Origin of the sequence: Herpetosiphon sp., assembly GCF_003512625.1 — a bacterium.
GTDB lineage: Bacteria > Chloroflexota > Chloroflexia > Chloroflexales > Herpetosiphonaceae > Herpetosiphon > Herpetosiphon aurantiacus.
Window position 1 is genome coordinate 25,327 of record NZ_DOPT01000044.1, and the last position, 23,545, is coordinate 48,871.

Sequence of the window (23,545 nt, forward strand, 5' to 3'; positions counted from 1 at the left end):
ACAGGGATTAATATCAGAGTGTTATCGATGCTGCTGGACTATCACCTGCTAAAATATCATTACTCGCATTCCCTCTCGATCGATGGCTGAAAAGTTCAGCCTACATAATTCATCTTTGACAAACCGCCCAACCAATTTCAGGGCTAAGCTGTTGTTTGGCAGAATCGTAGTGTGTACCAATCAAGCCAGCCACACAGGCCAATGCTTGGTTTGAGCCATCAGGCAATTCGATTGTGATTGGTACGCGAGCTAAGCCACTAGGGAAGCGATGATTAGCAATGCCCTCACCAAGGCTTTTGCTTGGAGTTGCATCACTTTCGGCGGGTAGCTCAAATAAGTACTGAATCAGCCTTTCTTGATAGATTGCGGGGTTGTACGGCCAATCAAGCTCGTGATCAAGTTCAGCATTTAATAGGCTTGAACGTGGTTGCTCAAACAGCGGATTGCGCAGCGTTGGCTGTTCTTTGGTATCTTTGATATAAGGAAAGAGGTCGGCAACCCAGCCCGTGACAACTTCGCCACCATACTGATCATAGGGTTTATAGAGTTGTTGCCAAAAACTGTGCGGCGGTCGGCCTTCGCTAGTCAAAATCAAGCCCTCGCAAATTGGGGCAATTCGCTCCGTCCACCAAGCCAAATCATACTCGGCCAAGCGTTCGACACGTTCGGCGATTGAGCGCCAATCGGCAGGCGTGCCTAGCAGGGTGATATTTGGAATGCCACAAACGCAAACCGCCCCGTAATCAAAATAATGCTCAAACCTTTCCATCAACCCAATTTGGCTGGCGGTGCGGCTAATTGAGGTTGTGGTTGAAAAATCGCATTGCAAGGTTTGGGCAAGTTGGTCGGGTAATGCTTGATTGAGGAATGCTGCCCAAAGTTCGATTGCTTGGGTCCATGCTGCTTGACTACTGAGATCATCAACCCGAATGGTGAGCTGCTTTTTAGCTTCATGGGCAACAAAACGCTGGCGCAAATGCTCAGCATGTCGGTTGACATGATTCGCAAAGCCCTGAGCGATCGTTAGCCAAAGACAATCGGGTGTGAGTACCAAGGGATAGTGCTGGCTAAAAGCAAGGTGGATTGTTTGAATTAATGGATTATCAGTATTCGTTTTGACCAACAACTGAGCCGGATCATGGCTGGTTTGGATGAGCTGGCGTTTGATCCGAGTCGCAAATTGCGCCTGAGCAGCAACCAACTCAAACGAACTTTGATAAGGCTCAACTGCATCGACCACGAACTGAATTGAGCCATGGCTTTGGGCTAAAATTGGGGCAATTTCAGGCATCTCAATACTTCTCCATTCAGTCAAATCGCACTTAACGATAAGCACCTAGCACAGCTAAATTTCATTAATACACCGCCCAACCAATTTCAGGGCTAAGTTGATTGGTATCACGATTGTAGCCTGTGCCAATCAAGCCTGCGACTAGCCTAACCTTCGTTGCAGGTCCATCTATATGCTCGCGATAGGTTGTCGTCACTTTGGCTAAACCACTCGGAAAAATCCAAGGCGCAAGACCGCTTTCTCTGGACTCAGTTTCAAACTCCAACACCTCAGGATCAAATGGCTCTATTTCCGCCAAATTTACCAATGGTTCAGGTTGAGTTAGTTGGATTGATGGTGAGGCAAGCGGATCATCCAAAAGCTGGCGTTGGTGGGCAAGCATTGGGTTACGACATAACTGGCCAGGTTTACCAACTTTCTTGATATATGGAAACAAATCGATAATCCAGCCATCAATTTTGTCATCACAAAAACCACTGGTTTGATGATAGATTTGTTGCCAGAACCTATGCGGCGGTTGACCTTCGATGGTTAAAATCAAGCCCTCGCAAATTGAAGCTAGCCGCTCCGTCCACCAGCCAAGATCAAAAGTTGCTAGCCATTTTACCCGTTCAGCGATTGAGTGCCAATCGGCAGGTGTGCCCAGCAACGTAATATTTGGAATGCCACAGATTGGCATAAAATCATAGTCAAAAAAGGCTTGAAAGCCCTCCATCAACACAATCTGGCTGGCGGTATGGGTGATTGAAGTTGTGGTTGAAAAGTCATTTTAACTAGGTTTTTAGGTAGAGCTTGCGCTAGTTGGTCGGCCCAAAACCCAATCGTATCAGCCCATGTGATCCCTTCATCAACCCGCAAGTTTTTTTTGCCTGTATGTTCAACTAAGCGTTGGCGTAATTGTTGATAGTGTTGATTTACGTGCGAACTAAAACCTTGGGCGATTGTCAGCCAAATGCAATCGGGGGTGAGCACCAGCGGATAATGTTGCCCATAGGCTAGCTCCAAACAACTCAATAATTGATGATCACTGCCCGTTCGGGCAAATAATTGAGTTTGGGTTTGCAGGGTTTTCAGTGGTGGCAGCCCTTGCCAAAGCGGCAATTCTTGGGGTTGCAAGCACACTGGCGAGCTTTGGCATGGCTCAACTGCATCGACTACAAACCGAATTGAGTCATGGCTTTGAGCTAAAATTGGGGCAATTGTAGGCATCTCAATCCTTCTCCATTAACTTGTGCGATCAGCTTGATAGGCCGATTCGATGATATTGCCAGTCGAAAAGCGCGAACGCAACGATTGTAAGGCGGCTTGTTTGAATGCTGGCGGGGCATCACGGCGTAACAATACCCGCTGGGCATAATCGCCAAGGTCTTGAATCACCCGCTCATAACGATAGTAGGCCAAGGCTTTGTAGTCAATCGTTGGTTGGCCGTAGCCCTCAAAAAACCATTGTTCTTCATGCTGCTGCACTGGCACACCGATGACAGAACCAACCACAAAACGCAAATCACGCTCTTTGGGAGCAAACATCGGGTAATCCCAATCGACGATATTAATCTGTTGAATCTGATCGAGCACAATGTTGGCGGTGTGAATATCGCCATGGCTCAGGCCAAAATCACCAGCATTGGCCCTTAGCTCATGGCCTAATGCGCTAATTCGCTTGATCAAATAACTGATTTCGACCGATTTGACTCGCCAAAAATCAATTAACTCGGCGCTATAGCTATCGCCAATTGGCCAAGTATTGATGCTGTTGTGAATTGCTTGAACCGTTGGCAACCAGAGCGGGCGAAATTGCTCCCATTGCAGCATCTGGCGTAGCGGCGCACGCACTTGCATCGTATGAATTCGGCGCAATTGTTGGCCAAAACTCCGCCATTGCAGCGCCGACATGCCTTGGTCCATGCCTGTTGCGCCTTCGATATAGGGGTAGAGCACGCTATGAAATTGTTGGCAATGGCTCCAAAGCTGCTGGGTGCGGGTATCGACTGGCGCAACCGCCGCCACTCCCCGATCCTTGAGATAGCGCGATAATAACACCCCTGCCTGATAGATTGAGCCAGCCTTGAGCTTGAGAAAGTAGGGTTGTTCGTTGGTTTGCACATGGTAAATCGCCGCGCGTGGGTCATTGCCACGATTGATTTGCTCGATGCGGTTGGGCTGAATCGCATAGGTTTGGGTAAGATGTTGACGAATCGTGGCAGGGTCGGGGGCAAGGGCTTGCTGCATAACAGTCTTCCTTCAGCGAAATAACTGGCTTGCCTTACGCCCTTGGAAAGCAAGCTCAAGCATAAAAATAGGTGAGGGGAGTGTGGAGCTAATGTGTTGGTTAAGTATCAACCTAGCAGTTTTGGATGTCAAGTATTGTCAAGGATTGGCTGGCTACGAATGGGGATACACCTACTGGGCAGCGATTGATTCGATTTACGGTGTTTACAAATTATTAAAAATCTGCTATATCACTAGATAGTTAGTTAATTTACTCAACAATTATTAAGGAGTTTGTCAATGCTGCCAACTCGCTCAGCACTCAGGCGGATGCTATTGTTATTGGTTATAGGGCATTTGGCAATTTTGGGTATTATCAACCGAGCGCCAATAGTTGCTGCGCATGATTCTGCTGCGCTTGTTGATTCAACTCAATTTGTGACTCTTAGCCAACCCGCGTTAAATCACCTCCAAACCACCCAAACGATCACTGGAACGTGGAATTCACGTTTAGCTAATAACCTCAATATTCCAGGCACGATTACTAATTTGGTGTTTGCTGACGATGGCAGATTAACGGTTTTGGGCGATTTCAACTATCTGAATGGCCAATTAGTTAACGGGCTTGCCACCATGAGCCAGCAAGGCACGTGGCAAGGCTATGGGCTGCATGCTGATGATAGTGGCACGCTGGCTACGGCGGCCTACTATCACGATCAACTCTATCTTGGTGGACGGTTTAAGCGCTTAGCTGGAACGCCACTGAACGGAATTGCCCTTTGGAATGGCACGAATTTTGCGGCTGTTGGTAGTGGGGTTAGCCGTAGCGATGCTACCACTGCTCGGGTTGGGCAATTAGGCGTGATGAGCGATACACTCTATCTAGCAGGCAATTTCAATCGCTTCAATGGTCAGCCAACGAGCGGGATTATTGGTTGGCGCAATCAACAGCTTGTGAGCATACCCAGCTATCCAATTGACGAAGTACATGGAATGAAGATCGTTGATGATCGCATGATGATAACCCATACCCATCCTGGTGAAGAGCCATATGTGGTAAGTTATGCCTTGTGGCAAAACGATGAATGGATCGAGATGCCTTGGCCGGATTTTTCCCAACGCTATAATTTCCAATGGTTATTTGCAGGAAACGACGGTTTCTATCGTCCGATCTATAGCGATTCCAACCGCACCCATACCCAAGTACAAGTTTGGCAAACCGATCAATGGACGAATAGTATTTCAACGTCGCTCAAATTTACCTATATGAGCTTTACCCAACTTGCCAACCAGCAAATTTATGTGAGTGATAGTAAACAACTGTATCAACTTACGCCCGCTGCTTGGCAATTGGTCAACTTGCCAATGCAAATTCGCCGAATTGACACGCTTGCTAATCGTAATAATCTGCTCTATCTAGCGGGCGATTTCACCCTCAATGGTCAACCAAGCAGCCTCGTCCGTTGGGATGGAACGCAACTTGAATCGCTTGCCACAACCATGCGCTATGCCAATGTTGCTAGCCTTGGTGGGCAGCAAGGCAGACCAATTGCCCATACGAAAGATTTCAACCCATTCGCTAGCTACGATCAAAAGCTTTTCACTTGGAATACGATTAGTTGGCAGCCTTTAGTGCATAAAATTACTTCGCAACCGTTCCAAGTGCTCTCGGTTGATGATCAAACCAGCTATTTTGGCTCCGAGCACGCTATTACCACGACCAACAACATTGCGCGAAATCTGTGGCAGATTCAGTCCAATGGCACGCTGAGCGATGTCTTTGGCGCGAGCACTGCGATTAGTACTTGGACTATTTCAGGCTCGCAACTTTTAGGCAATTTGTATGGAGATTTCTTAAAAGGCGTAGTTTTGATCAATCAAGGCCAAATTAGCAATCTTGCTCCTTATACCTATCCTTTAGCTATTCGCGATCAGGTATTGATGACTGGCGATCAATTGTATGCGGTTGAGCCAAGTGGCGAACGCGGCTACTGGCACACCCACTTTAAACAGTGGGATGGGACAAGTTGGCAAGAAATTGCAATTTTGGGGATTACCGATAGTCAAAGTCGTTTGCAAATTGTTGGCTGGCGCGGCTCGCTTTACTTCCTTGAGCACAATCAGCTACGGCGTTTCAATAGAACGAGCAGTGATTTGGTTGCGACGTTTGATCAAGTGCCAAATGTCTTGGTGGCTGATGACGATGACTTTTTGTATGTTGGTGGGCCATTCGCAAGCGTTGATACTGTTGCAACTGGCACGCTAGCGCGGTGGGATGGCACAAGTTGGCAAGGCCTAGCTCAGCCAGCCAATGGCGAGGTTACCCAAATTAGTGTCAACGATCGGCATTTGTATCTTGCAGGCAAATTTACTCATGTTGGGGAAACGCCCTCGTTGGGTGTGGCTGCACTCAGCTTTGGGCCGCCCGAAAATACAACATATCTGTGCTATTTGCCGCAGATCGTGCGTTAAGTAAGGCAGCGATTAATCGCTGTTGATGCTGCCCAAGTGGGTTTGATTGATGGTACTTGATCAAACCCACTTGGGGTTTAACCTACTAGCGGCGATTATGTAGAAACCTCGACATAATGTTTTACACCTTTAATCCACAGCTTATTCACGTAGTTATCCACAAGCAGCTATGGTATAATACAAAGACCAAGCGGGAGCCAGCAAAACGGGCTTTTTTACCTCAAATTCTGAGTAAACTACACGCTCCCTTGACACACCAAGCTGAGAATAAGCGTTTTCTCTACCATAGCGATGGCCTAAAAACCACCTTTTGCACTCAATTTGTGTAAAGCATTTTTTGCTATTTTGCCGCCAATTTGTGGGCGGCTTTCGCTATGGGCAACTCTAGCCATAGAAGAGGTTTGTTATGAAAGATTTTGTCCATCTTCACGTTCACTCGGAGTATAGCTTGCTTGATGGCTATGCCACAACTAAGGCCATCGCCGAACGTGCGGCTGAACTTCAGATGGACAGCATCGCCATAACCGACCATGGTGTGATGTATGGCGCAATGGAGTTTTATGCCAACGCCAAAAAAGCCAATGTCAAGCCAATTATTGGCATGGAAGCCTATATCGCTCCCAACTCCAACAAAGATCCTATGGTTAAGGGTGGCAAAAATTATTATCACCTGCTGTTGATTGCCCAAAACGAGGTTGGTTATCGCAATTTGGTGAAATTGACCTCGCGCTCGCATCTCGATGGGATGGGCAAGGGCATTTTCGCCCGACCACGGATCGATCGCCAGTTGCTTGAGCAGTATCACGAAGGCTTGATCGTTACCTCGTCGTGTATTGCGGGCGAAGTGATTCAGCAAGTTCAAGCTAAGCAACGCCAAAAAGCGATCGAAACGGTGGCATGGTTCCGCGATTTATTCGGGCCTGAGAATTATTTCATCGAATTGCAACTGCACAACAATACTCCAGAACTGGTCGAAATTAACGAAGAGTTGGTGCGGATCGCCAATGAGATGCACGTGCCTTTGGTGGCGACCAACGATACCCACTTTGTGCGCCGCGAAGACCTCGATACCCATTCGCGGGTGATGGCAATGGGCTTTAACCTGACACTCCAAGAGTTGTGCTCGAAAAATTATCAAATGGACGAAACCTACCACATTATGTCAGGTGACGAAATGTGGGATCGTTACAAAATCTATGGCACGGCTCCGATGGAAAATACCCGCCGAATTGCCGATATGTGTAACTTGAAACTGGATTTTGGGCGGGTCGAATTGCCCGAATTTGATATTCCCGAAGGTCACGATGCTGCTTCCTATTTGCGCCTGATTTGTGAAGAAGGCTTGATCAAGCGCTGCAATGGCAATCCCACTGAGGAATATGTGCAGCGCCTCAGCTATGAACTTGATGTGATCAACCAAACTGGCTTCCCTGATTATATGTTGATCGTTTGGGATTATGTCAAATTCGCTCGCTCGAATGGGATTCCCTGTCTGCCACGGGGTTCAGCGGGCGCTTCGTTGGTTCTCTATTGCTTAGGCATCACTGATGTTGATCCGGTGCAGAATAAACTGCTGTTCGAGCGTTTTCTCTCGCCCGAACGCTTGGAAATGCCCGATATCGACACCGATTTTGCCGATGCGCGACGCGGCGAAATTCTCGATTATATTGCGACCAAATATGGCCGTGAAAATGTGGCCCAAATTATCACCTATGGCACGCTAGGAGCCAAAGCAGCGTTACGCGATATGGGTCGGGTGCTTGATATTCCGCTGAGTGAAGTTGATCGGGTTGCCAAATTAATTCCAACCTTGCCTGTGGGCATGACCATCGCTAAATCGCTGGATAAAGTACCCGAACTGAAGCAAATTTACGATACCGACCCCAAATTGCGCGAATTGATGGATTGGGCGCAAAAGGTCGAGGGACGGATGAAGAGCGTCGGCACCCATGCCTGTGGGGTCGTCGTTAGTCGCCATCCGCTCGAAAACATGGTGCCATTGCAACGCACCACCAAAGATGAACATGGGGTAATGGCCGCTTTTGAAGGCCCAACGCTAGCAAAAATGGGTCTGCTCAAAATGGATATTTTGGGCTTGACCAACCTTTCGGTGGCCGCCGAAGCCTTGCAGCTGATCGAGCAAACCACTGGCAAAACCATGTGGCTCTCGGATATTCCGCTTGATGATAAGAAAACCTTTGAAGCCCTAGGCCGTGGCGAAACTGTCGATGTTTTCCAGCTTGAATCGGCAGGCATGACCCGTTATCTTGTACAGCTCAAGCCGACCCGTGTGGATGATTTGTACGGTATGGTGGCACTGTATCGGCCAGGCCCGCTAGAACAAATTCCAGTCTATATTCACAACAAAAATAATCCCCACGCGATTAAATATATTCACCCGATTCTCAAGCCAATTCTTGAAGATACCTACGGGGTTATCGTTTATCAAGAACAAATTATGCAATTGCTCCAAGCAGTTGCTGAATATACGCTTGGTGAAGCCTATATCGTGATTAAGGCCATCAGCAAGAAAAACAAAGAGCTGATGGCTGAAAACTCGGTGCGGTTTAAAGAAGGGTGTTTACGCAAAGGCCTAACCCAAGCTCAAGCCGACGAACTATGGGAACTGATTCTGCCATTTGCTGGCTATTCATTCAACCGTCCGCACTCGACGCTGTATGGTTTGCTCTCGTATCAAACGGCTTGGCTCAAAAACAATTATCCAACCGAATATATGACCGCTACGCTCTCAGCAGCTTCGGGCGAGATCGATGAAGTGGCCAAGAGCGTTGCCGAAGCCTCGCGTTTGGGCGTAGCCGTCTCGCCGCCCGATGTCAATGGGAGCAAAGAAGGCTTTACGATTGTTGATATTGCTGGCGAATTGCCCGAAGGCATCAAATACAATCGCGGGATTCGCTTTGGACTGAGTGCAATTCGCAACGTAGGGGTTGGTCCGATTCAGGCAATTTTGAAAGTTCGCGACGAAAGCGGCCCATTCAGCAGCATCGAAGATTTTTGTGCGCGGGTTGATCGCGGTGTGCTTAACAAGCGCGTAATGGAAAGTTTGGTCAAATGTGGCGCGATGGATTCGTTGCCTGGCACGCGTCACCAAAAATTAGCAATCCTTGATCGGGCGATTAGCGCCGGCCATGAAACCCAAAAAGCCCGTGAAGCAGGCCAAAATAGCCTGTTTGATATGCTGGGTGGTGGCGAGCAAACCAGCACTCCGACGATCTCACCAATTCCCTTTCCGCCAGCCGCAACTGGCCTCGAAATGCAGCGCGAATTGTTGAACTGGGAAAAAGAGCTGTTGGGGATGTATATCTCTGAGCATCCCATGGCTCAAGCCTTAGCCAATGCTCCACACGATCCAGGTCGGATCAGCCTTGGAATGATCGATAAAAAGCACATTGGCACAACCATCCGCTTGATTGGCATGATTAACAACACCAAGCGCATCCAAACCAAAAAAGGCGATTCGATGCTGGTGGGCAAGGTCGAGGATCTTGAGGGCGAAATTGAATTTGTGGCCTTTCCACGTACTTTGGAGCAATATGCCGAGCTGCTGGTTGATGATGCAATTGTGCAAATTACGGCCAAAGTTGACAATCGCCGCGACGAAATGCAGTTGATGCTTGAATCCGTCACGGCCTTTAAGGTTGAACAAACAACCAACAAAGCTGCACCTGCGGCAACCGTGGCGGTGCGGCGTTCGGTTGGCGCGGTCGAGGCCATGCCCGAGTATCTTGATGATGGCGCACCAATGCCTGAGGAACCATTCCATGACGATGTGTATGTTGAGGTACGTCCAGCTATGAGCACACCCAGCGTTAATTCAGCCCCCGCTAATAGCAATGGCAATGGCTATGCTGCAAGTAATGGCAATGGCAACGGGCATTATCCCAATGGCAACGGCAATCATAGCAATGGCAATGGTCATGCCGAAGCAGCTCCAGCCGCCGTTACAATTGTGCCACGGCCACGGCGTAAAGTCAGTGTTGCGCCAACCGCAGCGCCTGAAGATAGCAGCAACGTAGCGATTGCTAGCGGGCCGCGTTATCATCTCCACATTTATTTGCCCCGCTCAGGCAACACCGAAACTGATATTCGGCGCATGCAAGAGATTGATCGGGTGTTGCGCGGCTATGAAGGTGACCAGCCAATCACGATCTATTTGCCGAATCCAATGGGCCAAGTGATGTTAGAACCAAGTTATCGCATCAATCCCCAAGAGGGCTTATTGAGCAACCTCTACTCAATGCTTGGTCAAGAGAGCGCAGTGCTCGAACAACTCTAGATTGCACGTATCAAAAAGAGAAGCAGAGGCGATCGAATTCGATCGCCTCTGCTTCATTTTAGCTTATGGATAGGGATGTTGGGTTGGTTCGGGTCGGGGCGTGCGCGTTGGCTGTGGCTGTGGATACGGATTGGCCGTCGGTTCGGGCCGAGGCGTGCGCGTTGGCTGTGGCTGTGGATACGGATTGGCCGTCGGTTCGGGTCGGGGTGTGCGCGTTGGTTGAGGCTGTGGATACGGATTGGCCGTCGGTTCGGGCCGAGGCGTGCGCGTTGGTTGGGGCTGCGGATACGGATTGGCCGTTGGTTCTGATCGTGGGGTCTGAGTTGGTTCTGGTTGCGTTCCAGTTGTAGGCTGAACGCCAGCCGTTGGTTGAATGACAAGCGTTGGTTGGCTGCCAGTGGTTGGCTGCGGATAGGGATTGACTGGTGGAATGTTGGTTGCGGTTGGCGCTGGGCGTGGCGTTAATGTTGGTTCAGGTCGGGGCGTGCGGGTCGCAACCAAGGTTTGGCTTGGAGTTGCTGGCACGGGTGAGGCGATGTTGGTTGGTTCAGGCCGTGGGGTACGGGTCGCAACTGCTACCAGCGTTTTAGTCGGCTGAGGATAGGTGGCTGGACGCGTAGGCGTGGCTACCGCAGTGGCAGTTTTAGTTTTGGTTGGTTCTGGGCGCGGCGTGCGGGTAGTTGAAGCGATCAAAGCAGTTGCCGTAGCTTGTGGTCCTGGATAGTTGCTGGAATTCTGCGTTTGTTGGGTTGTTTGGCTACAACCTGCGATTAACAATAATCCTAGACTGCTTGCGAATAGCGTTAATCGCTTGCTTGAAATCGATCGGAATTTAAACATTGAATACTCCTTCACCAAAATAGTATTGCTATTGAGAGAAACGAAGTATTCAATCAATCGATATGTGAATTTTACAGTTCTTTAGTCCTATATTCTTGGCATTTAATTATTACTACTCGTATAAAATATTAAAAGTACTTATTTAATCTTTAGTCCTATTTTTGTAGCTAGAGCAGCGAGATCAATATGTAATCTGGCTGCTCTATAATTTAACTAAAGTGTAGGAGTTGGCGTTTTTGTTGCTTCAGGGGTGCGGGTTGGCCAAGGTGTACGCGTTGCCTCGGGCGTGCGGGTGATCGGCAAGCGGGTAGCTTCGGGCGTGCGCGTTGCCAATGGAGTGCGAGTAGCAAGTGGGGTTGGCCAAGGTGTACGAGTGGCCTCGGGCGTGCGCGTTGCCAATGGAGTGCGAGTAGCAAGTGGGGTTGGCCAAGGTGTACGAGTGGCCTCGGGCGTGCGAGTGATTGGCACACGAGTTGGGCGGGGTGTGCGGGTGATTGGCACATGAGTTGGGCGGGGTGTACGAGTGACAAACGGCACGCGAGTCCGGGTTGGCATTGGGTATGGATTATCGACACCATGGTCTAAGGGGCTGGTTTTGCCGCTGGCTTGGCTCAACCCTGCAAACATAAAAATGATTACAAGGCTGGCAAGCAAGATTTTGAAACGCCATTCGTTGGTTGGTTTTGCTGACATGGGTGGCTCCTTCTGTTGCGATTCTGCTAGGTAAAACGTGAGGAGTGCTTTTTCGCTATGGCTTGCTGATAGACCATTAGTCCTATTCTCTCTTGGAAAGGTTTTCATCACATGCTAAATTTAAACAGCGGCTCTTTTTCACCAAGATACCATTGCCGAAGCTCGGTTGAGCGAGCAAGGGTATGCAGGGCACGATATTGCAACGATTTGACCGCATATTCCGTTCGACCAGTATAGGCAGCGACTTGGGCACTGGTGTAGTGGGCAAAAAAGCGTAGGTACACTACCTCACGTTGATCGGGCGTGAGCGCGGCTAAAGCATGGACTAACGATGCTTGAATTGCGTGTAATTCGCTAATTGCGGTTGGATCAGAGTTGGCCAGCGCGGTTGCCTCGTTGAGTGGTTCATAGGCTTGACGCTGGCGTTGGCGATAACCATCGGTGAGCAGATGCCGCGCAATTTGAAAAAGCCAGCCAGTAAAGGCCAAATCAGCATGCTCGAGCGGCAAATTGAAGTGTGGCAGATGCTCCACCACCCGCAACCATAGTTCGCTACTCAACTCCTCAGCCAGATCAGCACTGCTGCAATGAGCATAGAAAAAGCGCAGCAAGGCATTGCGATAATGCTCATAGATTTGGACGAACGCGCCTCGGTCGGCCTGTTTGGCAGCGATCAGCAGGGGAATCAGCGCAGCATTAGCCAATGTGTTCATACATGTGCCCATTCAACATAATTCAATCAATCAGGCTTTTAGGCTACGGCTTATTGCGCAAACTGCCTATAGCCCTAAAGGCATATCTCGCCTGCACTACAAGGCACTTATCAGCACTGTACTACTACTAGTTCTAACAAGGACTGGCATGGGTAGTCCGGCCCGTTCAATTGCTGGCAATCGGCAGATAGATCCGCCAATATTGGCTTTGTTGGCTCAAAAATAGGCTATTGGCGCTATTCCAATTGCTGGCAAGGTAATTATCGGCGGCTGGGTTGGTATGAAAATAATCATCATTGCCACAATCGAAAATATCACGAATGCTATGCTCAGGGCAGGCGATTTCTAAATCTGGATACGACGGTGCATCGGAGTAGCACATAATGTCCCATTCATCGGTGCAATGCCAACTCTTGGTGGTATGCGGCGCACTTGGCTGAACTCCACCAATCATATGCATATGTTCGTGAGCGACTACGCGAGCATTCCAACAGCCAGCATCAATCCGGGCATAGGCTACGCTATGGTTATTTAAATTGGCACTGCTTGGTTGCGTATCGTGCTGCACCGTGGCAATCCCACAGTAATAGCGGGCTTCAACAAACATCACATATTTACGATCATCACGATTGAAGCCTTGGGCCACCACGGCATTGATCGTTGCGCCAAAATCATCATCGGCTGCTGGCGGAATAACCACATGCTGCACGTCAATTTGGCAGGCTTGGTTAAGTTGCCAACGAATATGGCGCTGACCACCAGTTAATTGGGCACTTTGGTTATAGATTTCGTTTACACCCAATAAATGCTTGCGTAAAACGGGCGCGATGATCGAGCTATTATCTTGGGCATCGCTAGCCCGCACATATAAAACTTGAGTTCGATAGTCGTTGGTACTATCGTCAAGGCAAGGTTGGGATGATTGCTCTATTGACAAATGCATTTGATTGTTAGGATAAAATAATTCTTCAGCCCAACTTTTAGCCATTTGAGGTTCAGGCGAATCAGGGCCATGGGTGCATAAATCCGTAGTTTTCACGCGGAACATCGCCCGACATTTACCCGTATCTTCCCATACCAAATTTGTATAATAAAGATTCAGCCAAGGCTGATCGATAAAGCGGCGAGTTGAGGTACTCGTGGTTGCTTGTGATGATGTTGGAATCAATAAGATTGCCACGATTAATAATGTGAATAGTGAGCTTGAACGATTCATAAACGCCTCCATTTGTTTTACTCTACCTGAGATAGAGCCACAATGGAGGCATTTTGGGCGGGTACTACGGCAAAAATCACCATAAAAGCCTAACGCCACCGATTCATGGTGGCGTTAGGTGAGCTATTGCGAGGGAACTGTTGATAGCTATTGGTTGGCTTTGCGACGGGCTTCGCCTTTGAGTTCTTCAGCGATACCCTCAGCTTGCATTTGTTCGTTGTTCAACAAATCGCCAGCTACTTGTTTGAGGTTACCTTTGGCTTCATCGGCCATGCCACCCAGCCGTTCGGCGGCTTTGGCGGCCTCTTGGCGGGCTTCGCCTTTGAGTTCGGTGGCGCGGCCTTCAGCTTGCATTTGTTCGTTATCTAAGGCATCGCCAAGGCGTTCTTTGGCATCGCCATATATTTCTTCAGCCTTACCTTTGATTCGTTCGCCTAAATTACTCATTGCTAACTCCTTTGTTATCGCTACAACTATCTGTCTTTTACACAATTGTATAAAAGCAAATGCTGTGCCACGACTAGTGTTCAGGAGTGTTATACATCAGCTTAAATACGCGATAGGATGCGGTTAGCGTAATAAAGATGCCAACTAAAAGCAGGCGAACCGGCCATCTAAGGCTATTCGTTCGGTCTGGATCGAAAATCAAAAAGGTCGCAATCAGCGTCAAAATCACACCTAAAAGAACGCTAGCCACTTCCACCGAGATTCTATAGAGGTTGCGCTTAACTGGGCTCTTAAACTGCTCAGGGTAGTGGTAAGCAACCCCTTGCAAGAGCGTATCAGCATGCTCAGCAGAGCAATGAAACATGCCCATAACCGACTGAATTTGCTGATCTCGTGATACAGGGCTTTTCAGAATACTAACAATTTGGCGCAGATCGGCTGGTTTAAGCGTTGGGTACGGTGGTGCGGTTGGTAATTGATGGGCAGCACTTGGCGCGGGCTGGCGCGGATTGGCAGCCACAGCACTGCTCGGCGGTGGTGGCGCAAACGATGGTGAGGGATTGGTCATTGGCATAGGGCTATTCCAAGCATCGGCTTGTTCCCATGGCAAAATAATTTCAGGTTCAGCTATCGCTACTGGCGGTGAGTAGCCATGACGTTGCGCACGATCAAGGCAATCTTGGCGTTTTTGAGGGTCATCAAAGGTTTGGGCTAAATGCCACCATGCTTCACCATTACTAGGATTAGCCCGCACAAGCGGAATTAAGTGTTGTTGTGCTAAGGGATAATTGTGTTCTTGCAATGCCTGGCGGGCAGCCTGCAACAGATCCGTTGTCATAGGACACTCTCTCAATCATAAAATAACAGCTAGCTATTGCGATATTGGCCAAAGCGCGATTGCCATTCAGCCTGATCAAAGCTGATCGAATCGTGGATGGTGATCATCGGGATGGTATCGACCAAGGAAGGCGTGAAGGCGGCAACGCTTAAAAATGGTTGTAAGTCGTGGCTAAGTAATAAAGCCAACAACCGTTCTTGTTGCGCTTGGTGGAGCGTTTGCAAACCATCAAGCGGAAAGAAGCGCTGTCCATATTTGGTTTGGGCAATCAGCAGCGAATAATCATTCAAGGTCAAGGCATAGCAGGTCTGCAATTGGGGATCGGTCTCGACCTGCACATACTCATTTAAATCAAACTGCACCCATTCCTCGCCAGAGGCCAAACGCAACAACAGGCTATCGCTGTCGGGGTCATATGTGGTTTGCGGCTGAGTCATAACACACCTTCACCTACGCAAAAGCGCAATCAACAAAATGGGGCTGGAATAAACGCCATTGTAGCATAGCAACGCTCGTTAATGACACAAGCCCATGGTTTTAGCCATGGGCTTGTGTCAAGCTAGCTTGATTTAGCGAACTTTGGGCAGAACCCAGCGTTGAATCCGACGATTGGCTTTTTCGCTGACATAGACGCTGCCATCAGGGGCGAAGGCCATACCGCTGGGTTGGCCAGTTGAGGCATCGTCGTTGCCTTGGCCACCCCAAACCAGCAGCAATTGGCCAGTTGCTCCATACAACGCAACTTGGTTTTTGCTCGGAATAGCCGCCGCCACCCGACCTTGGCTATCAACCGCAATAAATGGGTCGAGGTAGGTATCGGTTTGCCAGCCAGCAACTGGCCATTGCACGCTTGGTACGCCTTGTGGCACGCCATTGGCATCAAGTGGGAACACCTGAATTCGGCCATTCCAAGTATCGCCAACATATAAATTGTTGTTGGCAATGCCCAAGCCAATTGGCTCGTTGAATTGACCGATGCCTGCGCCAGCAGTGCCAACTTGGCCTAGATAATTGCCATCAGTATCGGTGACAACCACCCGTTTGTTGCCAGTGTCGGCGATATAGACGCGGCCAGCACTGACTACCAAGTTGCGCGGGCCAAAGAAGCCCAGTGGATTGGCGCTATTGCCCTCAGTTGTGCCGCCAGTGCGGGTCAAACGCTTGCCTGAACCAGGTTGTAATTCTTCGCTGCCGCTACCCCAACTGGTGACGAAATTGCCTTGAGGGTTGAACTTGGCAATGCGGGCATTCCAGGTATCAGCAACATAGACGAAGCCCTGTTCATCGACCGCAACGCCCGATGGTTCGAGCAATGCGCCAGTGTTCGTGCCGCTGATAATGCGGGTTTGGCTATCGGTTTGATAGACCAAAATCCGATTATTCGGGGCATCGGCGATATAAACCGAGCCATCGGGGCCAGTTGCAATGCCCCGTGGTTCGGCTGGTTCGTCGCCCAACAATTGGCCTTCGGAAACCAGTTTGAGCGTGCTGCCTGTGCCGCTAACTGCACCACCTTCGCCAACTGGCAAGCTGGCCAAATCGCGCTTGACGTAAACCACAATCTCGCGACCATTCAATGAAACCGTATCGGGCAACTCGCGCGAGAGCATATACTCACGCAATGCGACCCAATTTGATGGGCGCAACGGCCATGTCAGAATGAATGCGCCGCCCAAAGTACAGTTGAATTTTGAGCGCCCATTGATATCTTGCTGACCTTTGAGCGCGGGATCGCAGCCATAGGCCGGATCGTAGAGTTTTTCTTTATAGCTTGATAAGCCGTCGCTGCTGCCTTCGGGGAACCACCAATTATGATAGGTATCGTAGAGCTGCACATAGCCTGCTTGCTCCATGCGTTGGGTCGTATCAGCAGCTAAATTCGATTTCGAGAAGATCGCCATTGGAGCATCGAGCATACTTTGATCAAGTGTAGCGATTTGGCTCTTGCTGACCCACTGAATGTTTGTCCAATCGCGGAAATACCAATCGAGCGGTTGATTCAGGCCACCTTCACGGCTTGGGCTTGAATCATCGCCTGAGCTAATCAGAATTTTCATGGTGTGGCCGCCAGTTGGATCTTCGATTGAGCGGCTGTTGCGAGTTTGGCTAATTGCCAAGCGCTCAGCTTCACGCACAATCACTGGCATGTCAGGGGCGGTTTGGGTATAGACCAAAAATTCCACGGGCACATCAGGTTGAATATAGGCTGCAACCACGCTTGAGCGCAGGCTATAAACCCCCAAAAGTGCCAAAATACCCAAGGTTGCAAAGGCCGCGATGATTCGCAAGCGGGCGCGTTGCACCAACATCCACAGCAATACCCCAACGATCAGCAACAACACGACCAGCAAGAAGGCACTGACGCGGGTGGTCATAACCTGTTGGCTGGCTCCGGTTGAAGCCCCAATCGAACCCATAATCGCAATAATCAGGGCAAAGGCGATGCTGCCCAAGGGAATTGCCAACCAGGCAATTGTGCGTTTGGTTTCGGCCCAATTGGTGCGCTCAACGATTTTATCGAGTGCCCATGCTCCTGCCAAAACGGCGGGCAGGGTCATGTGAATCGTCAACCAGGGCATTTTCTCGCCAGCCCACGAAAACAGGGTTAATGCCATCAAGAACCAATAGAACAAAAAGCCCAACCAAATTGCTGGCACCGTTTCTTCGAATGTAGGTTCGCTAGACTTGGCTTCGGCTACAGCTTGGGCCATATATGAGGTTTGACCAGCAACCACAACTGGATTTTCGCCGATCGGAACACCATCAACAATTGGCTCAATCGTGACAACCACAGGTTCAGCTTGGGCTTCGGGCTGAGCACTTGTAGCGTCAGCATCAGCAGATTTCGGGGTTTCAGCGCTGGTTTCATCATCCCATAAACTGGAATTGGTAACGGCCTTGCGCCAGCCAATTTTGGCCAGCCAACCACCTAAGCCAACCAAGGTCAAGCTGACTGGCAATAATTCGTAAATACCCAATTGCATGAAATAGTAGAACCATGGCTGGTCGCCACGAGCATAGGTCTGCTGTGTGCCAAACCAATAGCTAATTCCAGCAAACAGGCCATCGACCACCCCACGCGGGTAGGTGAAGAAGGTGCTGAACAGCACAATAAAGGTTACTGCAAAGGCCGCAAAGGCTTGCCAAAACACCCGTTTGGTCACATAGCGCAGGCCTTGGCGAAATAGTGGGGCTTCACTCCAACGCAGGCTAATTAATTGCCCAAAGAGCAAGGTCGAAAACCCAATCAAGCCCAAACCACCAAAATTCAGCTCATTGGCTTCTTGATTGGTGGCGGTTGGTAGCGACACGTGCGGCTGGAAGATCATCAAGATCCCAGTAATTGCCATCAAAACGCCTGAGACAATCACGAATTTTTTCGAGCCAAACGCTTCCCATAGTAAGCGCTGCACCAAGAAGCTGATGATAATAAAGCCAATAATAAAGACTAGCTCATGAGTTGCCCAGAGCAACGCCAAACTGGCCATAGCCAAATTGAGCCAGCGACCACGGCCCGATTGCCAAAAGCGAAACAAGCCGACCATCAACCAAAAGGTGAACAGAATTGCCAAGGCATCGTGGCGGGCAAAGCGCGTAAAGTAGAGCAAGGTTGGTGAGAGCACCATCAAGCCAGCGCTCAACAACGCAGCACGTTTACCAATTAATGGCCGCAACATCCAACATGAGGCGACCAAAGCAATGCCAGCCACGGCCATTGGTAAACGGGCGGTGGCATCGCTCGCCCCAAATAAAAAGTAGCTCAGATAGGTACTGAGATACAGGGTTGGGCCGTGAAAAACTGGGTTATAGCAGTAGGTATCCGATGAGGCATTGTTCAGGCCACATTGGAAGCCACCTTTGCCCATATAAAACTGCCAGCTATATTTGGCATGGATCGATTCATCGTGGTGCATGGCCATATTGCCCAATTGCCACAAGTGCATAAACACACTCAGCGCAATCAGCACAACATAGCCAATTAGCTCGCTATTCAGCCAGCTAAATGCAATCGAACGATCTAACCATGATGAACTCTGCCGACGGCGCACTTGAATTGGCTGAGCGCGACGCAGACGCTTTTTGGTTAAGTCAGGTGTGGTCATAAGCAACAAATCATCTCGTTACAAAGTGGAAACACAGACCGGCCTAACGCACCTGCGATTGGCCATTCACGTTTTGAGCTTGCACGCCCAACACGTGGGCATAGCGCGGGCGAACATAGACTTTAAAATCAACCGATGAGAGTTGGCCTGGCGGCTGACGGAACAGCAAGTAACGCCAAAGCTCATTTTGGGTTTTAGCATCAAATGGGTCGCGGATTAATCGCCCAATCGTCGAATCTTGCTCGTATGGCGCAGCTTTCATCACTTGCTCACCGCTACTATCGCGCATGGTTTGACCATTGGCATCAAGTTCTGGTACTTCGGCAAAGCGATAAAACTGGCTTTCAGGGAACCACCAACGCAATGGGAAGCGCCCTTCAAGGAAGCCTTGGACATTGGCTTCGTTGGTTGACCAATTGCTGTCGATCATCAAAATTGCTGCTGTTTCAGCGGTGGCTGGGCTATTCATCGAGCCAGAGAAGCCAACCGCTTTGGTATATTCGCGCACATACCACTTCCAGATTTGCTCGTTATCATACATAATCGGCAATTCCATGCGGCCTGTCTCAGCAACCGAGATTTTGCGCAAATCGTCCATCACGCGGCCAACATCGGGCGAACTTTGCACATACACCAGCATTTCTACCGGAATATCGCCATTTTGGTAGTTCAAGCGCCAAGCCGAGCGGAATGAATAGGCACTCCACATAATGGTTAAGGCCAAGGTCAAGCCTGTGAGCGCTCGCCGCCAGCCATGGAACAAGCTATAAAAACCGGTAATTGCTAGCATGATCAAGATCATGCTCACAAGGAACATCGGCGTTGCGGGGCTACCAGTTGGTGCAATATTGGGTTGGATGCGAATCATCCGCACTAATTGCATGAGTGCATAGCTAGCAACCAAACCCACTACCGCCAAATAGCCGAATAGCCCAAGCCATTCATCGCGGCGGGTTGGGATTTTGCTGCTAAGCCAAGCTTTTTGAATTGGCTGAAAGCCCCAAGTGAAAATCCGCCCAATGCCCCAAGCTGCAATAAAAATCAATGGTACGGCCACGTGCAAGGTGATCCATGGCATTTTCTCGCCAGCCCAGCTATACAGAGCAAACGAGCCAGCCGCCCACCACGCCAACAAACCAGGCGCCATGCGCTGAGCCGTCAAGGCAGCGCCTCGTTTGATTTGCAACACCAAGTGGCCGATGCCTGCCAAGGTTCCCGCAAAGCCAGCAAACAGCAGTAATGGCTCGTACACCAGCAATTGCACAAAATAATAATGGCTGGGCTGACCGCCGCGCTCAACATCGTGTTGGGCCACCCAATACAGCAACGAACCAGCAATCCCCGAAACCACGCCAACCGGATGCACACCAAACGAGGTGAAGAAAGCGGCGTAAATCACTAGTCCCAAAATCACCGCCAGCGCCCCGTGCATACTCCACAACGAATCTAGAGCGGGCAATAAACTACGCTCGGGAGCTTGGCTGACCGCCCGTTTCCACATAGTTTGCGTCTGATCTTTGCCCTTGTAAAACCAAATAATCACAATCACCGCGATCAAAAAGACCAGCGTGAGCAGCGTTAGGGCGGTAATTGGCATGTGCATAAACACGCCGTTGTTGCCATAGAGCGTTTGATTTTTAACTTGGTGATAGAGGCGGCTTGGATTCGATTGCACCTCGGCAGCGCTAATGCCAAACAAGGTTTCGCGCAATTTCGAGAAGTAGCCTTGGCGGAAACCACCATTGGCGGTGTCATCGAAAAACAGATCATCGCCTTGATTACGCACGACCAAGGCTTGGCTTTCAGTGACCAACGGCAGCGGCAACCATTGCTCTTGACCATTGGCATCGAGCACTGGGGCGGGGTTGCCATTAGCTGTAACCAAGAGGCCACGATGATCAGGGATGCCTTTGAGACAAGCGACCGCCAATAAGCCATAGACTCCAAACAGAATCAACAGCTTGCGATTGACTTGCCACAAGGTGACCAGCACAATAAAACTACCAAGGGTCAAGGTAAAGAGATACGAGGTCTCAATCGTTACAAACATTAAAGCAAACGAAGCGAAGAAAATATAAATCCAACGCACATGGCGCGTGGAAATATAGCGAATGATCGCAATCAGACAGATAATTTCTTGAGTAACCGCAAAAATATCGTGGCGAATAAAACGCCCGACATACAAGGTTACTGGCGAAATTAACAGATAGCCCACCATCAACAAAGCTGTGCCGCGCCCAATATTTTTGCGCAACAGCCACGGCGTGAGGGTTAAGGCAATGCCAAAGGTCGCAGCGGCCAAACGTGCCGTAAACTCATTGTCGCCAAACAAAAAGTATTGCAAGGCTGTCCAATAATACAAAAACGGCCCGTGGGTCAACGGATCATGCAAATAGCCATCGCCGCGATAGAGCAACCACGAATAATAGGCATGAATCGTCTCATCGTGGTGCAATGATCGACCGCCAAGCGCCCACACGTGCATCAGCACCGAGAGCAAGCCAAGGCCAATATAGGCCAGATGTTCAACCGTGAAGCGGCGACGTTGTGTGCGTGGCACGGCTACCTGTCGTGAAGATGTTGCGATCATAAGTGTGTGTTCTCGTGTCGTTGCAAAGGGGTTGGAGCAGCGCTGCTCATTGAGACAACGAAATGTGTCAGAATTTTTTGGTATTGTACTCGAACGAGGGGGGAGTGACAAGAAACAAAGTCTTAACGCGCTTTTGCATCCAACCAAGAGCCAGCCCAACGACTGGCTCTCGGCTGAAATACTGGTTATTCGGCGTTATCGATTTGGGCGCGTTGCAAGCCACCACTGTAATCGACATACAACGATTTCCATTCGCTGTAGGTATCGAGTACCTGCGTGCCACCTTCACGCTTGCCGTTGCCAGTGCCTTTGGTACCACCGAAGGGCAAGTGAATTTCGGCCCCGATGGTTGGCGCATTGACATAGACAATCCCAGTGTAGAGATCGCGCATGGCAATGAAGGCATTGTTGACATTGCGAGTATAAATCGATGATGATAAGCCGTATGGCACATCGTTGGCAACATCAATCGCTTCTTCAAGGCTATCAACCGGAATGATCGAGACCACTGGCCCGAAAATTTCCTCTTGAGCAATGCGCATATTGCGTTTGACATTGCCAAAAATGGTTGGCTGGTGGAAGAAGCCATGGCCTAAATCGCCATCGGTCAAGCGTTCGCCGCCCAGCACCAATTCAGCGCCTTCTTCACGGCCAATCTTGACATATTTTTCAACCACGCTCAATTGGCCTTCGTTAATTGATGGTCCCATTTGCATGCCATCGAGCAAGCCATTGCCCACTTGAATGGTTTTGGCTTCAGCTTGGATGCGGCTGGTCAGTTCATCAACAATTGAGCGATGAGCAATAATCCGTGAGGTCGCGGTACAGCGTTGGCCAGTTGTACCAAACGCGCCCCAAACCGCGCCCGCCAACACCAAATCAAGATCAGCATCGTCCATGATGATCATGGGGTTTTTGCCGCCCATTTCGAGCGATACATGCTTGCCTTGTTGGGCACAAAGCGTTGAAACATGGCGACCAACTTCGGTCGAGCCAGTGAACGAAATCACTTTAACATCGGGATGTTGCACCAATGGCTCGCCAGCAGTTGGGCCATGGCCTGAAACAATATTGACCACGCCTTTGGGTAGGCCAGCATCAACCAAAGCTTGCACAAAGTTGTAGGTTGAAAGTGGCGTATCTTCGGCAGGCTTGATCACCACGGTGTTGCCGCAAATCAAGGCTGGAAAAATCTTCCACGATGGGATGGCCATTGGGAAGTTCCATGGCGTAATCAAGCCACACACGCCCAACGGTTGGCGCACGCTCATTTGGAATTTATTGGGCAATTCCGAGGGCGTGGTTACGCCATACAAACGCCGACCTTCGCCAGCCATAAAATAGCCCATGTCGATCGCTTCTTGGACATCGCCACGGGTTTCGGCCAAAACCTTGCCCATTTCACGGGTCATATCATTGGCATATTGCTCTTTGCGTTCTTGAAGAATTTGCGAAGCCCGATACAGCAACTCGCCACGCTTGGGAGCTGGCACAAGTCGCCATGCATTGTAGGCTTCCTTTGCGGCAGCAACCGCATCGGCAATATCCTCAGCACCAGAGTCGGGGAAGATGCCAATCACATCGCGGGTATCGGCGGGGTTGCGGTTCTCGTAGGTCTTGCCCGAACGCGCTGGCACCCACTCGCCGCCAATGTAGTTATAGTACACCTTATGGTCCGACATCGTTGTCCTCCGTGAAGTAAAATCAAATCTTGCCTTATCTTACCATACAAGCTTGGGGCAACGAGGGATGCAGGATGAAATTTAACCACGAAGGACACGAAGGGGGAATTGGCTCTGGGCTTTTGGCTAGCGGGGTTTGGTTGGAACATCCAGCA

The 23,545-nt window shown here is 49.8% G+C and carries 16 protein-coding genes; 2 read left to right on the top strand and 14 right to left on the bottom strand.

Translation table 11 applies throughout. The features are described 5' to 3' along the window. Positions 1–109: 109 nt before the first annotated feature. From DEF47_RS09690 to DEF47_RS09705, 4 genes are all read right to left on the bottom strand, one after another. Positions 110–1,291 carry a DUF4419 domain-containing protein gene (locus DEF47_RS09690; RefSeq protein WP_012191381.1) on the bottom strand — a complete coding sequence of 394 codons (1,182 nt, stop codon included), beginning with the start codon at positions 1,289–1,291 and terminating at the stop codon, positions 110–112. Between the two features lie 64 nt (positions 1,292–1,355). Beyond that, positions 1,356–2,006, bottom strand: coding sequence for a DUF4419 domain-containing protein (locus DEF47_RS09695; protein ID WP_041304733.1), 651 nt, complete (start codon positions 2,004–2,006; stop codon positions 1,356–1,358). Then, positions 2,006–2,500, bottom strand: a complete 495-nt coding sequence (locus tag DEF47_RS09700) for a DUF4419 domain-containing protein (RefSeq protein ID WP_041304735.1) — start codon at positions 2,498–2,500, stop codon at positions 2,006–2,008. Before DEF47_RS09700 ends, DEF47_RS09695 begins: the two co-directional genes overlap by 1 nt. Positions 2,501–2,515: 15 nt before the next feature. Beyond that, on the bottom strand, positions 2,516–3,520 hold the full coding sequence (locus tag DEF47_RS09705) for a phosphotransferase (protein ID WP_012191382.1): 1,005 nt from the start codon (positions 3,518–3,520) through the stop codon (positions 2,516–2,518). 279 nt (positions 3,521–3,799) lie between these two features. On the opposite strand from DEF47_RS09705, the gene DEF47_RS09710 reads away from it, so the two are divergent. Further along, positions 3,800–5,971 carry a hypothetical protein gene (locus tag DEF47_RS09710; protein WP_012191383.1) on the top strand — a complete coding sequence of 724 codons (2,172 nt, stop codon included), beginning with the start codon at positions 3,800–3,802 and terminating at the stop codon, positions 5,969–5,971. Positions 5,972–6,377: 406 nt separating this feature from the next. After that, positions 6,378–10,268, top strand: coding sequence for a DNA polymerase III subunit alpha (gene dnaE / locus DEF47_RS09715; RefSeq protein WP_012191384.1), 3,891 nt, complete (start codon positions 6,378–6,380; stop codon positions 10,266–10,268). A gap of 63 nt (positions 10,269–10,331) precedes the next feature. Here the strand turns inward: dnaE and DEF47_RS09720 are convergent, their stop codons facing one another. The 10 genes from DEF47_RS09720 to DEF47_RS09765 all read right to left on the bottom strand — a co-directional run bounded on the left by DEF47_RS09720 (position 10,332) and on the right by DEF47_RS09765 (position 23,390). After that, positions 10,332–11,108 (bottom strand): hypothetical protein, encoded by a 777-nt coding sequence (locus DEF47_RS09720; protein WP_012191385.1) that lies wholly within the window; start codon positions 11,106–11,108, stop codon positions 10,332–10,334. A gap of 213 nt (positions 11,109–11,321) precedes the next feature. Then, positions 11,322–11,801, bottom strand: a complete 480-nt coding sequence (locus DEF47_RS09725; RefSeq protein WP_287045110.1) for a hypothetical protein — start codon at positions 11,799–11,801, stop codon at positions 11,322–11,324. Between the two features lie 107 nt (positions 11,802–11,908). Then, positions 11,909–12,514: an RNA polymerase sigma factor gene (locus DEF47_RS09730; RefSeq protein WP_041304737.1), complete on the bottom strand. Its 606-nt coding sequence runs from the start codon at positions 12,512–12,514 to the stop codon at positions 11,909–11,911. A gap of 166 nt (positions 12,515–12,680) precedes the next feature. Beyond that, positions 12,681–13,730: a hypothetical protein gene (locus DEF47_RS09735; RefSeq protein WP_012191388.1), complete on the bottom strand. Its 1,050-nt coding sequence runs from the start codon at positions 13,728–13,730 to the stop codon at positions 12,681–12,683. A gap of 147 nt (positions 13,731–13,877) precedes the next feature. After that, positions 13,878–14,177 carry a CsbD family protein gene (locus DEF47_RS09740; protein ID WP_012191389.1) on the bottom strand — a complete coding sequence of 100 codons (300 nt, stop codon included), beginning with the start codon at positions 14,175–14,177 and terminating at the stop codon, positions 13,878–13,880. A gap of 73 nt (positions 14,178–14,250) precedes the next feature. Further along, positions 14,251–15,015, bottom strand: a complete 765-nt coding sequence (locus tag DEF47_RS09745; protein ID WP_012191390.1) for a hypothetical protein — start codon at positions 15,013–15,015, stop codon at positions 14,251–14,253. 29 nt (positions 15,016–15,044) lie between these two features. Then, positions 15,045–15,452: a hypothetical protein gene (locus DEF47_RS09750; RefSeq protein WP_012191391.1), complete on the bottom strand. Its 408-nt coding sequence runs from the start codon at positions 15,450–15,452 to the stop codon at positions 15,045–15,047. Positions 15,453–15,584: 132 nt separating this feature from the next. Then, positions 15,585–19,118, bottom strand: coding sequence for a flippase activity-associated protein Agl23 (locus DEF47_RS09755; protein WP_012191392.1), 3,534 nt, complete (start codon positions 19,116–19,118; stop codon positions 15,585–15,587). Between the two features lie 43 nt (positions 19,119–19,161). Continuing rightward, positions 19,162–21,708 carry a flippase activity-associated protein Agl23 gene (locus tag DEF47_RS09760; protein ID WP_012191393.1) on the bottom strand — a complete coding sequence of 849 codons (2,547 nt, stop codon included), beginning with the start codon at positions 21,706–21,708 and terminating at the stop codon, positions 19,162–19,164. 185 nt (positions 21,709–21,893) lie between these two features. Beyond that, positions 21,894–23,390, bottom strand: a complete 1,497-nt coding sequence (locus tag DEF47_RS09765) for an aldehyde dehydrogenase family protein (RefSeq protein ID WP_012191394.1) — start codon at positions 23,388–23,390, stop codon at positions 21,894–21,896. Positions 23,391–23,545: the final 155 nt, after the last annotated feature.

What these genes read in the sequence shown, in the direction of transcription:
- dnaE (WP_012191384.1), top strand. Translation starts at nt 6,378, where the DNA reads ATGAAAGATTTTGTCCATCTTCACGTTCACTCGGAGTATAGCTTGCTT.
- DEF47_RS09705 (WP_012191382.1), bottom strand. Translation starts at nt 3,520, where the DNA reads ATGCAGCAAGCCCTTGCCCCCGACCCTGCCACGATTCGTCAACATCTT.
- DEF47_RS09735 (WP_012191388.1), bottom strand. Translation starts at nt 13,730, where the DNA reads ATGAATCGTTCAAGCTCACTATTCACATTATTAATCGTGGCAATCTTA.
- DEF47_RS09745 (WP_012191390.1), bottom strand. Translation starts at nt 15,015, where the DNA reads ATGACAACGGATCTGTTGCAGGCTGCCCGCCAGGCATTGCAAGAACAC.
- DEF47_RS09695 (WP_041304733.1), bottom strand. Translation starts at nt 2,006, where the DNA reads ATGGAGGGCTTTCAAGCCTTTTTTGACTATGATTTTATGCCAATCTGT.
- DEF47_RS09710 (WP_012191383.1), top strand. Translation starts at nt 3,800, where the DNA reads ATGCTGCCAACTCGCTCAGCACTCAGGCGGATGCTATTGTTATTGGTT.
- DEF47_RS09700 (WP_041304735.1), bottom strand. Translation starts at nt 2,500, where the DNA reads ATGCCTACAATTGCCCCAATTTTAGCTCAAAGCCATGACTCAATTCGG.
- DEF47_RS09740 (WP_012191389.1), bottom strand. Translation starts at nt 14,177, where the DNA reads ATGAGTAATTTAGGCGAACGAATCAAAGGTAAGGCTGAAGAAATATAT.
- DEF47_RS09765 (WP_012191394.1), bottom strand. Translation starts at nt 23,390, where the DNA reads ATGTCGGACCATAAGGTGTACTATAACTACATTGGCGGCGAGTGGGTG.
- DEF47_RS09750 (WP_012191391.1), bottom strand. Translation starts at nt 15,452, where the DNA reads ATGACTCAGCCGCAAACCACATATGACCCCGACAGCGATAGCCTGTTG.
- DEF47_RS09730 (WP_041304737.1), bottom strand. Translation starts at nt 12,514, where the DNA reads ATGAACACATTGGCTAATGCTGCGCTGATTCCCCTGCTGATCGCTGCC.
- DEF47_RS09755 (WP_012191392.1), bottom strand. Translation starts at nt 19,118, where the DNA reads ATGACCACACCTGACTTAACCAAAAAGCGTCTGCGTCGCGCTCAGCCA.
- DEF47_RS09760 (WP_012191393.1), bottom strand. Translation starts at nt 21,708, where the DNA reads ATGATCGCAACATCTTCACGACAGGTAGCCGTGCCACGCACACAACGT.
- DEF47_RS09725 (WP_287045110.1), bottom strand. Translation starts at nt 11,801, where the DNA reads ATGTCAGCAAAACCAACCAACGAATGGCGTTTCAAAATCTTGCTTGCC.
- DEF47_RS09690 (WP_012191381.1), bottom strand. Translation starts at nt 1,291, where the DNA reads ATGCCTGAAATTGCCCCAATTTTAGCCCAAAGCCATGGCTCAATTCAG.
- DEF47_RS09720 (WP_012191385.1), bottom strand. Translation starts at nt 11,108, where the DNA reads ATGTTTAAATTCCGATCGATTTCAAGCAAGCGATTAACGCTATTCGCA.